Source organism: Psychrobacter sp. APC 3281 (assembly GCF_030407815.1).
Taxonomy (GTDB): Bacteria; Pseudomonadota; Gammaproteobacteria; order Pseudomonadales; family Moraxellaceae; genus Psychrobacter.
Genome location: NZ_JASDCS010000004.1, coordinates 86,617 through 100,587, shown reverse-complemented (window position 1 = coordinate 100,587; position 13,971 = coordinate 86,617). Strand labels below are relative to the sequence as shown.

Genomic DNA, 13,971 nt, shown 5'->3' with positions numbered 1-13,971 from the left:
AATTAGATAATATTTAGTCAATAACTATTATCACCTAACATGCCAGTGTGATGGAATTGGTAGACATGACGGATTCAAAATCCGTTGCCTTTAAAAGCGTGTCGGTTCGAGTCCGACCACTGGTACCAATATTTAGTACAAACTAGCCTCCTTTATCGGAGGTTTTTTTGTGCTTATTATATTTGTTTTAACAAATTCCTAGCTTGTTTATATCGATACTTCAAATGGCATGACAGCGCTTATCTTAATCGGTACCGCATAACTCCATGGCATGCCAGCACTACAATAAAAATACCCATCATTAAATGACACAATATAAGCGGTAAAATCATTACCACACTGATCCATCATCGCTTGTTCATCGCTTTCATCACAAACCGCGCACCATATATTTTCATCACCGCGCGCTAACATTGCTCTTGTCAAATCGCTCCCTTTTAATTCATGACTCATTATCAGCTCCTTAATTATCTTGAACTTTCTCATTACTATTTTTTTAGAAAGTTAATTTACCAGTATTCAATTCATAAGTTTGGTATGAGCTATAAACAATGTCTTATCAGGTAAATACAATTCCTATAAAAGACCATTTATTACTTTCATAACTATTGATTATCGTGGTTAATATATTGTAAAACGATAGCATTAGAACTGTAACATACAACTATAATATTCATGATGGAAGGCGATAATATTCAGACAGGCGGTATGGAAAATCTGAAAAACTTGAGGTATGCGCCATACAGAATATATATTAGTGAACATATGTTAACCATATTTAATCTATTAGTATTTTAACGCCATATATCTCTGACTATTAACCTTACACTATATTTAATTATTGATATATAAATTATTCGCATATTGCCATATTTTTATGGTTCTATATTCGAAAAATCTCTTTATAGTTTAATAATCGATACTGAAACAGAAGTATTGAGTGATGTAAAATATCAACCATGAAAACTCCTACAGCATCCAGTCCACGTAAAATCATTCATATAGATATGGATGCGTTTTATGCCAGTGTAGAACAACGTGACTTCCCAGAATTACGGGGCAAACCACTAGTGGTTGGTGGAGACCCAAATGGTCGCGGTGTTGTAGCAGCGGCTAGCTATGAGGTTCGTCAGTTTGGAGTGCGCTCAGCTATGTCTTGTTATGAGGCTCGCAAACGTTGTCCAGAAGTCATATTTGTCAGACCACGTTTTGAAGTATATCGAGCTGTTAGCAGCGATATTCGCAATATTATGTACAGCTTAACGCCTCATGTTGAGCCGTTATCGCTAGATGAGGCTTATCTCGATGTCACTGGTCTTACTGTACATAAAGGCTCAGCGACATTAATGGCAAATTGGTTAAGAGCACAAATATTGCAACATACAGGATTGACTGCTTCTGCTGGCGTGTCCTTCAACAAGATGTTGGCCAAGATTGCCTCTGATATCAATAAGCCTAACGGCACCGCTATTATCACACCAGAAGACGCTGATGCTTTTATTAGTACACTGCCTATTGAACGATTTCATGGGGTAGGTAAAGCAACGGCAAGACGATTACATGCGATGGGCGTGACTAATGGTGCTGATCTACGCCGTATTTCAGCCGAAGTATTGATTAATGAGTTTGGTAAGCGAGGACAGTTTTATCATGACATCGCTCATGGTCGGGATGAACGCGCTGTCAAACCTGAGCGCCTGCATAAGTCTGTTGGTTCGGAGACTACTTTTAGAGAAAACCTAAACGATGACACGGCGTTACGTGTACAAATCTATGAACAAAATGCGGATGCCTTCGCGCAACTGCACAAAAAAAATCTCATCGCTCATACTATAACGCTCAAGGTTAAGTATGCCGATTTTACTCAGATTACTCGTACGCACACGCTGACCACCGCTTTTAGTAGCGCTGAATCTGCACATTACTGGTTAGACAAGTTATTCTTAGATATTCCGCGCCAGCTCCCTATCCGATTAGTCGGGGTCACTTTTTCGTCATTGGCACCTGCAGCCCAACTATTGCTTCAATTAAATTTATTTGAGTAAAATAAGCAAAGACTAACATAATAAACATTAGGACAGTTAAAAGCTTATCGCTTAGGCTATTTAAGTGATTCAAATATGTTTTGTGCACGGTGACTACTTAGTAAAGCAACCTTTTATAGCAGTATTTCTGCTACAATTATGCCAAAATTTCTATCCATTTAAAGACTGATTATGACCAATGCTCACACTGCATTTTCCGATTCTAATGCCCTGCTTGATACCAATCACAACAGTGACGTCTTAGATTATTTAAGCGTGGAAGATTACGACTATGACCTGCCAGATCGTTTGATTGCGCGATATCCATTAGCGCAGCGTTCTGCTGCAAAACTTTTGTACTTGCCTGCTCACACTGAAACGAATGCTACGCCTGTAAAGGACTGTTTGTTTTCTGAGTTGCCTGAATTATTAGACGCTGGAGACCTGATTGTATTTAATGATACAAAGGTGATGAAGGCACGCCTATTTGGTCAAAAAGACACTGGTGGTAAACTTGAGGTTTTGATTGAGCGATTGGTTAATATCTCAGACTTAGATATAGCAACACTGCATTTAAAAGATTCAGATAATAAGTTAGTCAACCAAGAACATATTGCCCTTTGCCATGTAAAAGCCAGCAAAGCATTGAAACTTGGACAACGTTTTCAACTGGCCGATAATCATATGAGTGGCGCGATGATTGGTCGTCAGGACAACTTGTTTATTTTAGCCTTTGATGCGCCAATTTTGCCTGATTTAGAACTTTATGGTGAGCTACCTATCCCGCCTTACTTTGAACGTCATGCCGATGACACTGATAATACTCGTTATCAAACGGTATTTCATGATCCCACTAAGCTTGCAAGTGTCGCTGCACCGACAGCAAGTTTGCATTTCGATGATTTGGTGCTTAATAAACTTTCAGAAAAAGGCATCAATACTGCTTTTGTGACATTGCATGTTGGCGCTGGTACCTTTGCGCCAGTTAAAACAGACAATCTACTCAATCATACTATGCACAGTGAGTATGCACATCTGCCACAAGCAACTGCTGAGCTAATTAATCAAACGCATGCAAATGGTAATAAGGTCATCGCGATTGGTACTACGGTAACTCGCGTCCTTGAAACGGCGTATCAAAAAACAGCTATTAATGGACAAGCACTCTCTAGTTGGTCAGGGGACACGGACATCTTTATTTATCCAGGGTTTAAATTCGGTGTCATTGATCGACTGTTAACAAACTTTCATTTACCCAAATCGACGTTGCTAATGTTGGTATCAGCTTTTTCTGGAAAAGCAGCGATTGAACATGCCTATCAACATGCTATCGAAAAAGAATATCGATTCTTCAGCTATGGCGATGCGATGTTACTTGATAAGAAAATAAGCTAAACATTAAATAAACATTTATGTATTGGATGCAACAGTTGTGAAATAAACTGGTAAACTAAACCGTATTTTGTTATAACAGCAAAGATAACTTATCTTGTAAAGGACTGCTCATGTCTTGTCATTTATCTCGTCGCTTGACTCCTGTACATCGCGCGGTATCGATGGCATTACTTTATTCTGTAGGTTTGGCCGCTATTATTCCAAGCGCGCAAGCGGCAACTATCGGTAAGACAGTGGTTAGCTCAGCCCAGCATGAACCCTTGAGCGCAAGTATCGTGGTTACTGACATACGAGCAGCTGACTTTTCAGCGAGCTTGGCCAATCCAGTTATCTATCAACAGATGGGCTTGACGCCGACTGACTCAATGCAGGTGCGCTTTCAAGCAACTTCAGCGACCAGTGGTCAGGTATTAATCAGCACATCACAGCCTGTGTCCAAGCCTTTCGCTGATTTGGTCTTATCGATCAATGATAATGGGCAGCAAAATGTCGTACCAAAAACATTATTAATGCCGTTAAACGATAGTCTACCGATTAATAATGCTTCCAAGAATAGTGTCAAAGGCACTCAGAAACTCAATTTACCAAGTGTTTCTGCAAGCACTGCAAAACCGTTAACCGTAAGAAAAGGTGCGCCGCCGCCACTAATATCAGTATCTAACGCTGCTACAAATAAACCAGATCTAGCAAACATAGCAGCAGTTGATTCTTCCATTTCTAGATCAGTGTCTAGCATACAGACAGTGACAGCTATTTCGCGGACTAGCAACCTTACTTACGCGCCTAGTCGTCTTGATAATGGGCGCTTAAATAGCGACTCTGATATAAAAAACACTAGCAGTAATGCAAATAAGACTGATAATAGCCTTAATTCAGCGAACCGTTTAGATAGCAGTTTCTTAAATGCAAATAACAACACTGAAACTACGAAAGCTGTTGCCAATGATAGCAATAAGGCAAGTGTTAAAAATACTCCAATCTTAGATAAAGTATTAATTGATAAACCACTCGACACTCTAAATATTCAAGTCACACGGCAGATACAGCCGAGTCGTAAAAAAACAGATACTGACACATCACCCGTATCTACTCCGACTACTAGCATCATAGCAAGCAATACTGAGAAAAATGCTACTAGCGTTTTGGCAGCTTCTATTGGCAATGCAACTTCGAAAACCCCTAAGAGCGCTATTAGTAATGTGCCTTCAGATGATAGAGCAACAGATAGCTCGACAGTTAATCAATACCAAGTACAACGTAACGATAGCCTATGGATTATTGCTCAGCAGATCGCGCAAGAAAACAATCTAGATACTTCCATCGTGATGAAGCAAATTCAATCACAAAACCCTGATGCTTTTATCAATAAAGACGCGGATCAATTAAAAGCAGATGCTAAGCTTATTTTACCTAGTTATGATGTCATACCATCACAGAAAAATTTAGAAGCGGCTATCGATGCACAAAGACAATATATTCGCAGAGCAAATACAGCGGCGATGCAAAAAACAGCTCAGAGATCTTTTAAAAAACCTTCTATAAATACGCAAGCGGCCAAACGCCCTGAAAAAGCCACTACGACTAAAACACAGACTTTATCAAAAGCACAATTTTCTGTGCTTGCCTCTGGGCGAGATGGCAATGCAGATGGCACTCAAGCGAAAGCGGCATCAAACACAGGGAATGGTTTGAGTACAGATATATTAGAGACACTTAAGGCATCGCGGCAGCAGGCAGCATCACAGGCTCAACGATTATCAAGTACCAGTAGCACTCTTAGTAGCTATACTAAAAAAATTCAATTACAAAACCAAAAATTGGCTGAGCTGCAGGCTCGTCTCGAAAAATTACGCAATCAATAATTGCCTAACTGACTCATACATTAGATTGTGATCACAGGCGTAGGAATAACTATGGACAATATGCTATATATCATCGCCGGATTGGCGCTTATCTTGTTAGTGGCTGCTTTATTCTTGCGCAAAAACAAGGCGCAGAAATCGTCATCATCGCCTATTAATGCAAGAAAAAATACGTCTACTCCATCACAAAAAGTAGATTATGGTACTCCTACCCACACTAATGTCAGCAACAGCCATAAATTTGACCATATCACTATTGCACAGCGTTTTATGGATCAGCAGCGCTATGACAAGGCGATCGAAACTATTAAACGTGGTTTAAGTGAAAAACCTCATAACAGTGCATTGTCTCTTAAACTACTCAGCATATACGCGACGATAAACCAGCCAGAAGATTTCAACCATATTTATGAGTCTATAAGAGCTCATAACGATAGTCAGACTATCGCTCAAGCAGACGAAATAAGAAATCTATCTTTTGAGGAATTAGAACCTGCCGCTGTGCAAACGCTAGCCACAGACAATACCAAAGACGATTTTGGCGCTATCGACTTCGATTTACCTATTAGTCAGAATGATAGTACTAATGCAGTAGCTCATCAGCCAATTGAAGAAAGTAATAACGATACTGCACTAAATGAGACTGCAATAAATGATCCTATCGACAGCTTAGAGTTATCAGATAAAGTCGACAATGTTAGTTCTATTACCGAAAATCCGAATGATAGCTTTGATCTGACTCTCAGCGATCTAGAGAATGATTTCGATGCGCCTAATACGACAAGTGAAACGCCTGTCACACTATTGGACAATGTAAATAACGACGTTTTAGAGAGCTCCGCTAACGATAATATTAGTAATAACGAAGATAACGATCTCAGTGACTTTGAGTTTGACTTTAATTCATTTAATGATACTTCGAATGAATCATCTATAGACACTAACCTCTCATATGATGATAATGAGAAAGCCGCACTAGAAGAAGATTTTATCTTAGATTTCGATGATTTAGCAGCCGATACAGACAAAGACAACGTCGTCACTAATGACATATCTACGAATTCAGAACAACACTCTTTTGATACTATTCAAAACAGTGAAGATGACTTTTCTTTATCTTTGGGCAGTCTAGATACATTAGATGACATCGATACTGTCTCCAATGACGACCTATCTACGACTGAAAACAACAGTGATTTCGATAATTTCATTCTGGAAAATACTGATTTTGGAAATAATGCTTCTGAGAGTACGACCCTTGAAGAAGACAACTTTGCAGATACTAATCTTGAGGAATCATTACTCAATGATGATATCGAGGTTAATGATGTTAGCGTTGTTGAAGAATCGAATATCGCACCTGCTGCACCATTGAGATTTGATGACAATACACTGATAGACGATGATTTTAATATTGACGATGCTGATTCTCTATTTGACGCTCCATCGGCCACTACCCCAGTCTCTACAGCTGCGCCAGTTGAGAGTGACACTTCTATCACGCCTCAAGAGGCTGAATCAGCAGAAGATTTTTCATCACGTTTCGCAGCAGACTTTGATTTCGTAAAGTCATTAGACAGTAATCAAGTGACGTTAGACTTGGCAGATCAATATCTGCAACTGGGTGAATATGACAGTGCAAAGCGTCTACTCAATGAGGTGATAGCTCAAGGTAATAGTGAACAGAAACAGCAAGCACAGCTATTACTCGAACGTACTGCGTAGTTAATAGTCTAGTCTCTTATCAGCAAGTACTTTCGAATCACGGGATGCTTGCTGATTTTTTTTGCATTTAACTCTAATACTATCTATTATTGAACCCTTTAGCCATCGTTGCTCAATTCTCCAGCACCTCTTTTCTTCCATACTTGTTTACTGTGTTGATACTATGCCATCTTCTGTTATGCTCAAAAATCTATCCGATCCTATTCAACTGATTTATGCTGGTGGTACCTTTGGTAGCTATGGCAGACCTTTAGCGCCATTATCAGCAGAAGTGTTTTTGCCTACTCTACAGAATCTTTTGTCTGCACAAGACAGTACAAACAATTTACCAACAGTCTCATGGTTAGAAAACACCCTGATCAAAGACAGCAGCCAGCTTACTCCTAGCGATTTTACGCATTTCTATCAACTACTACTGAATGCTTATGCCAAAGGTGATAGACGGTTTGTACTCATCACTGGCACGGATACGTTGAGTTACTTAGGCGCATTTTTAGCAGAAGCGTTTGCAGGTAGTGATATCTGTATTATTTTGACCGCAAGTATGCGTCCATTATTAGACAGTGAGATATTGCATTCCTATAACATCGATGAACATAGCGATGCTTGGGGCAATCTCAACGACTCATTAAAACTAGCAGCTGCTGGTGAATCAGGCGTGAAGGTCAGTTTTGGCGGGGAAGCATGGCCTGCTCAAACGGTACAAAAAATTCACAGTCATGATCTGATGGCATTCACTGGTCATTCTCGCGCCGCTTACCCAGCCAATAGTTATATAAAAAATCTACCTGACACGCGTAGGCAACATTGGCTCGATGACCAACAAGACTTACTATCTAGTATTAAAACACGCGCTGAAAACGCGAGTGTTCATGCGCTATATTGCCTACCTAACGACGCCTCAATGATAAACAACCAGCTACAAGCTTTATTGTCGCAGCCACCATGTGGCATTATTCTATTGGGATTTGGCGCCGGTAACATCCCTTATTCAGCTGCACTAGCAGAGACACTGACCCTTGCTTATGAGCGTGGACATATGGTGATATCAGCCAGCCAATGTCCATTTGGTGGCGTCAGCGATAGCTATGCGGCAGGCAGTTGGCAGTACGAGCATCATGTCATTGCTGGTGGACGTTTGACCATACCTGCTATTTATGCCCGGTTACTATGGTTGTTAATTCGCTATGATAGTCCTGCAAGACGCAGACAGCGTTGGTTGAATAATGTCAATCAAACTGGCACTAGCATCAAAAAGCGATAAGCGACTTTTAATTAATTCCCATTTTATAAGTTTAGAAACCCTAATGTCTGAGACTGAAATTATTGAAACTGAACCAACCTATACTTTAGCGATTGCTATTGAGTTCTTAGGAACTCATTATCATGGCTGGCAACGGCAACGAGAGGTTTTAGGTGTACAAGAAGCCTTAGAGACAGCTATCGGCAAAGTGGCTAACGAGCCTGTAGAAGTCATCGCAGCTGGGCGTACTGATGCCAGCGTCCATGCGAGTAATATGATTGCCCATTTTACAACTCATGCGTATCGCCCTACTCATAACTGGTTATGCGGTGTGAACAGCCTACTCCCTGATGATATTGCTTTACGCTGGATACAACCCATGCCAGTTGACTTTCATGCGCGTTTTGGTGCTATTGCTCGTCGCTATCGTTATATTACGCTCAACCAAGCACAGCGCCCTGCGATACTAAATCACCAAGTAACTCATATCTACGAACCGCTTGATTTGGGAGCCATGCAGCAAGCAGCAGCTGATATCGTCGGTACACATGATTTTAGCAGTTACCGTGCTGCGGCCTGTCAGTCCAATCAGCCAGTGCGCACGGTTAGCCATGCAAACCTTTTTGCTCATGGCCAATTTATCGTTTTTGATATACAAGCAGATGGGTTTTTACATCACATGGTTCGCAATTTGATGGGTACATTGTATGCCATTGGTAGACATGAGCTAGAGCCAGCAGATTTTTTGAATATTTTGCAGAAAAAAGATCGAACGATTGCACCACCTACGGCTTCAGGTGATGGATTGTATTTTATCAATGCCTATTATCCTGAACGTTTTCAGAGCTTATTGCCAAATGCACCGTTAACGCCTGTCTGGTTAAATTTGCCTGATTAAGCGTTATAGTTTGGCATACATATCACTTACATGCTGTCAAGTCAAAAGCAGGTTCGTATTGCTTTAATCCACTAACTTACGTATAATATGGGCTTATTTTTTAATTGATTGATACAAATTATGGCAAAAGACGATATTATTGAATTTGAAGGCGAAGTCATTGATACCCTTCCTAATACTTTGTTCAAAGTTCGTTTAGAAAACGGGCACGAAATCATCGCGCATATCTCTGGTAAGATGCGTAAGCATTATATTCGTATCTTGACAGGTGATAAGGTTAAAGTTGAAATGACACCTTATGACCTATCTAAAGGCCGTATCACCTACCGTGGTAAAAACTAAATACTGACTGACCAATATGGTTATGGAAGTATTAGCATTGGTAAAATACAGTCAATAACTGAATAGCTACGTTATCGCTGATAGCTGATATGACGCTTGGGTAGTGAAACTGATAATAATAATGAAAATGCTAATCTGCTCATTATTGCCTATCAATATTTTAGTTATTTAGTATTGACTGTTTCTGCTTACCACAAAAAATACCGCTAGATTTTAGCGGTATTTTTTTGTCCGTTTTTTATGACTTAGTACTATCGCATTTAACTAAATTCAACAGTTGCTCCGTTTTTAATGACTCCTAGCAAACTAAGCGCGTCCCAATTGGTCAAACGCACACAGCCTGCTGATGCCTGACGACTGATACGAGCAGGATCTGGCGATCCGTGAATGCCATAAGTTGGTTTACTAAGTCCAATCCATACTGAACCAACTGGATTGTTAGGACCTGGTGGAATGATAGACTTGCTACCATCATTGGCCGTATAAGTGTAGTTGGGCTCGTGCACCTTTACTTTGACAGTGTGAGTACCTGTTGGTGATGGTGTCGCTGTACTGCCCACTGTCGTCGGATAGCTAGCGATCAAATTGTTGTTCTCATCATATGCGTAGAGTGTTTCAGTGGCCTTATCAGCGACAACGCGGTGCACTGGCTTAGTATTAGGATTACCAGGGTTATATACCGTGATAATTTCACCAGCAGTAAAACTGGCATCGGGATTAAGCGATTTTAAATATTTTTCACTAATATGAAACTTCTCTGCCAACGCCTCAGTAAGACTTTCGTAGTACATTCCCTCAAGCTTGGATTTGGCAACAGAATCAGCAGGTATGGTTGTGGTTTTTACATTCACGTCTGCTTCCGTAAGCTGATAACTGACTAGCACTGGTTGAGTTGTGAGTTTCTCATTCTTGGTTAGCGCTTGCCACGTCTCATTGTTCAACGTATCGGTTACGTCTAAACCATTCGCTTTTTGGAACGCCTGCATGGCTTTGCGAGTATTTTTGCCCCAGTAGCCATCGACAGGCCCTACTCCGTTATGATGCCAGTTCAATAGAGCCTGCAGCTTGGTTCCTATATTACGATCGATCTCTGCATCTGCCGTCCAAGTGACATTGTTTACTTTTTTTGAATTGTCAGATAGGTTCTCGGTTGTGTATTTAATAGTAGGCAGTAGCTTATTCAATGAAGTCGCAGCTTTACTATCTCCTGTTAATTTTTGACTTACGCCATTAGTCACTGGACTGACTTCTGCCGGAGCCTTGACGCTATTATTTGCGTTCACACTATCCGTTGTCTCTGCTGCAATGCTTTGTCCCATCAGTAGCAAGCTAGAGAGACTAACCACTGTTAATGCTTTACTGATTCTTGTTAATTGATACATGTAACACTCCTCATTTAAAAAATTCTATTTTTTATTTTCAGTTTTTAAATTCTATATAATCTGCTTTTGTTAATCTTGCGCTTACTCTTATATTTCTGCTAAAAGCAAAATATTTTAGCTCCTTTATAAGCTATTAATATTGTCATATTACCTTGTGAGCATATAACAGCTTTGTGTTAAAAGGAGCTTTGTTGTACAGCGTCTCTGTTAATACAATGCTTGTAGATAAGCTTTGCTAACAGATAAACGATAAAAAACCCATAAGCCACTTAGTAGCTTATGGGTATATAACACGTAAACTGAGACTGTGGAAAATGCTATATAGGAATAGCCTTTAAACGCAAGTTAACTTATATCAGTTTAGCCAAGACCGCTTGACCCATTTCCTTACAACCTACTTGCTTAAGTCCAGCTTCGCTGCTATCTAAAATATCTAACGTACGTAGACCATCATCAAGCACATCACTAACTGCCTGCTCAATTGCTTGTGCCGCATCTTCTTGCTTAAAGGTATAACGCAGCATCATAGCAACAGATAAGATAGTCGCTAATGGATTGGCTTTATCTTGTCCTGCGATGTCAGGCGCTGAACCATGACACGGCTCGTACATACCCTTACCTGACTCATCTAAGCTCGCTGATGGCAACATACCAATAGAACCAGTCAACATTGCCGCTTCATCAGATAAGATATCACCAAACATATTGCCCGTTACCATGACATCAAACTGCTTAGGATCTTTAATCAACTGCATACAAGCATTGTCAGCATACATGTGCGATAACGCCACATCGCTATACTCTGCTTGCTGCATCTGAATCATTGTTTGCTTCCAAAGCTCAGTCACTTCTAAAACGTTGGCTTTGTCTACTGAACATACTTTGGCCGCTGTACCTGCGGCTTGGGCGCGGGTTTTTGCTAACTCAAAAGCAACTTTACCGATACGCTGAATCTCACTGGTACTATACACCATCGTGTTATAGCCTTGCTGCTCACCATTTTCTAGTGTGCGAATACCACGTGGCTCACCAAAATAAATACCACCCGTCAGTTCGCGAACAATCAGCAAATCTAAACCAGATATAATTTCAGGCTTGATACTTGACGCATTGGCTAGCTGCGGATAAAGCTTTGCCACACGTAAATTGGCAAACAAACCCAGCTCACCACGGATTTTAAGCAGACCGCGCTCAGGGCGCTTACTACGCTCAATCGCATCCCATTTAGGGCCGCCGACAGCGCCTAATAATACAGCATCTGCTGCACGTGCACGCGCTAACGTTTCATCAGGTAAAGGCTCACCTGTGGCATCAATAGCCACACCACCGATCAATCCAGACTCTAATGTCAAATCAAGTGAAAACTTCTCATTGACGGCCTTGAGCACGTCGATGGCTTGAGTCATGATTTCAGGGCCAATACCATCGCCCGCTAATGTTAAAATCGTTGCCATACTAATCCTTTTGGATATATTTTTATCAATTAATTTTTATTACGCTGTGGTTGTTTTAGGTTTAGATGCTGACGTCACTGCTTTGACCATGCCTGTCTCTACAAACTCACCTTGGTGCTCAGACCCTAATTGCTTACAGAATCGGCGCTGCACCTTATTACCTTGTAATAGATCAATACATAGAGGCTCAGGCGACGCTGTATCCAATAAACTGCCAGATTTTTCACTGCTTTTCTTTTGATAAGCGCGCAGCTGATAAGTACCTGCGTCCGCAAAATCATGAATCATCGCAAAACGCTCAACGTATCCCATGTTATTCTCTGGATAAAAATTGACATGGACTTCACGTTTTGCAGGCATCACCCGTGCATAATAGTTGGTCAACCCTGGCATACTAGATGCGGCTAATGGCACTATCTTTATAGAGTTTTTACTCATGAGCGGTGTCATCTCTATGCTCATTTGGGGCGTTGCAGCGCCTTTATAACTTGGTAAAGACGCTACAATCTGAGGATTAACTGGCTCATGATTGTCAGGAGACACAACCAGTGTCTTATCTATTTGCACGATTTCACAGTGATAAGTACCCACGCACGCGATGTTCACTTCGCCAGCAACGGGTTGAATCTTACCTACCCACGCTTTCGCACTTTCTGCCTCATCTATTTTTTGATAGCCCGTCAATAGCTGGCAGCCTGACAAAAATAAGCTTGCAGCAACAATCGTACTTGTCGATAGAGCATAACGTTTTTTATTCATAATGGCGGCTACTATTCATAAGAGAGATAATAAAGTATGGTAAAAACTACCCTTCATTTTAGCCAGTTCACCGCCATAACTCAACGCTGCGTTGCGACTGGCCAGCAGTTTTGTGAGCAGTGGATCATAAAGTCCTTACCTAAGCGCGTACGTCGTTAAAGATCCACGGCGTTTTTTGCATCATTTTATGCTCATAGTTTTTGATAGCATCGCTTTGCTGCAAGGTTAAACCAATATCATCTAATCCATTTAACAAGCAATGTTTGCGAAAAGCATCGACCTCAAAAGCATATTCTTCACCTGTTGGCGTGATGACTACCTGACGCTCAAGATCTGCCGTCAGCTCATAGCCTTCATTGGCAACAGTCGCCTTCATTAAGGTATCCACAATCGCTTCATCTAATACAATCGGTAACATGCCATTTTTAAAGCAGTTATTGTAAAAAATATCAGCAAAACTTGGTGCGATAACCGTACGAAATCCATACTCAGAAAGCGCCCAAGGTGCATGCTCACGACTAGAGCCGCAGCCAAAGTTTCTGCGTGCTAGCAATATAGTAGCGCCTTGATAGCGGGGTTTATTCAATACAAAGTCTGGATTGATAACGCGTGTGCTATTGTCTTGACCCGGATATCCTTCATCAAGATAGCGCCAATCATCAAATAAATTCACGCCAAAGCCTGTACGTTTAATAGACTTCAAAAACTGTTTTGCGATAATTTGATCGGTATCGACGTTTGCACGATCAAGTGGGCAAACGATACCAGTTTGGGAGTTATAAGCTTGCATAAAATTTCCTATCAATTATATTTTTGCTGGCTGATGATCTTGATAAGCGTATTAAACAGTAAATAAATTTTTACCGTTTTGACACCATGCTCATATA

Annotated in this window: 12 protein-coding genes and 1 tRNA gene; 8 read left to right on the top strand and 5 right to left on the bottom strand. The window is 40.8% G+C overall.

Annotation, left to right across the window (positions count from 1 at the left end):
* The first annotated feature begins 41 nt into the window (after positions 1-41).
* Positions 42-128: transfer RNA gene (locus tag QL886_RS04275), tRNA-Leu, on the top strand.
* Between the two features lie 79 nt (positions 129-207).
* On the opposite strand, the gene QL886_RS04270 is transcribed toward QL886_RS04275, so the two are convergent.
* Positions 208-453 carry a hypothetical protein gene (locus QL886_RS04270; protein WP_057759343.1) on the bottom strand — a complete coding sequence of 82 codons (246 nt, stop codon included), beginning with the start codon at positions 451-453 and terminating at the stop codon, positions 208-210.
* A gap of 506 nt (positions 454-959) precedes the next feature.
* On the opposite strand from QL886_RS04270, the gene dinB reads away from it, so the two are divergent.
* The 7 genes from dinB (at position 960) to infA (ending at position 9,489) form a co-directional block, all read left to right on the top strand.
* Positions 960-2,045, top strand: a complete 1,086-nt coding sequence (gene dinB, locus QL886_RS04265; RefSeq protein WP_290177741.1) for a DNA polymerase IV — start codon at positions 960-962, stop codon at positions 2,043-2,045.
* A 171-nt stretch (positions 2,046-2,216) separates the two neighbouring features.
* Positions 2,217-3,419 (top strand): tRNA preQ1(34) S-adenosylmethionine ribosyltransferase-isomerase QueA, encoded by a 1,203-nt coding sequence (gene queA, locus QL886_RS04260; protein WP_290177740.1) that lies wholly within the window; start codon positions 2,217-2,219, stop codon positions 3,417-3,419.
* 110 nt (positions 3,420-3,529) lie between these two features.
* The gene (locus tag QL886_RS04255; protein WP_290177739.1) at positions 3,530-5,281 is read left to right on the top strand and encodes a peptigoglycan-binding protein LysM; all 1,752 of its coding nucleotides are present in this window, start codon (positions 3,530-3,532) and stop codon (positions 5,279-5,281) included.
* Positions 5,282-5,332: 51 nt separating this feature from the next.
* Entirely contained in the window at positions 5,333-7,006 is a 1,674-nt protein-coding gene (locus tag QL886_RS04250; protein ID WP_290177738.1) for a FimV/HubP family polar landmark protein, read from the top strand.
* 163 nt (positions 7,007-7,169) lie between these two features.
* Positions 7,170-8,270, top strand: coding sequence for an asparaginase (locus QL886_RS04245; protein ID WP_290177737.1), 1,101 nt, complete (start codon positions 7,170-7,172; stop codon positions 8,268-8,270).
* Between the two features lie 43 nt (positions 8,271-8,313).
* Positions 8,314-9,147, top strand: a complete 834-nt coding sequence (gene truA / locus QL886_RS04240; RefSeq protein WP_290177736.1) for a tRNA pseudouridine(38-40) synthase TruA — start codon at positions 8,314-8,316, stop codon at positions 9,145-9,147.
* Between the two features lie 120 nt (positions 9,148-9,267).
* Positions 9,268-9,489 (top strand): translation initiation factor IF-1, encoded by a 222-nt coding sequence (gene infA, locus QL886_RS04235; protein WP_021814850.1) that lies wholly within the window; start codon positions 9,268-9,270, stop codon positions 9,487-9,489.
* Between the two features lie 260 nt (positions 9,490-9,749).
* Here infA and QL886_RS04230 read toward each other — a convergent pair whose 3' ends face one another.
* The 4 genes from QL886_RS04230 to leuD form a co-directional block, all read right to left on the bottom strand.
* Positions 9,750-10,871, bottom strand: coding sequence for a L,D-transpeptidase family protein (locus tag QL886_RS04230; protein WP_290177735.1), 1,122 nt, complete (start codon positions 10,869-10,871; stop codon positions 9,750-9,752).
* 350 nt (positions 10,872-11,221) lie between these two features.
* The gene (gene leuB / locus QL886_RS04225; protein ID WP_290177734.1) at positions 11,222-12,325 is read right to left on the bottom strand and encodes a 3-isopropylmalate dehydrogenase; all 1,104 of its coding nucleotides are present in this window, start codon (positions 12,323-12,325) and stop codon (positions 11,222-11,224) included.
* Between the two features lie 39 nt (positions 12,326-12,364).
* Positions 12,365-13,084, bottom strand: coding sequence for a hypothetical protein (locus tag QL886_RS04220; protein ID WP_290177733.1), 720 nt, complete (start codon positions 13,082-13,084; stop codon positions 12,365-12,367).
* A 139-nt stretch (positions 13,085-13,223) separates the two neighbouring features.
* Positions 13,224-13,874, bottom strand: a complete 651-nt coding sequence (leuD, locus tag QL886_RS04215; protein WP_290177732.1) for a 3-isopropylmalate dehydratase small subunit — start codon at positions 13,872-13,874, stop codon at positions 13,224-13,226.
* Positions 13,875-13,971: the final 97 nt, after the last annotated feature.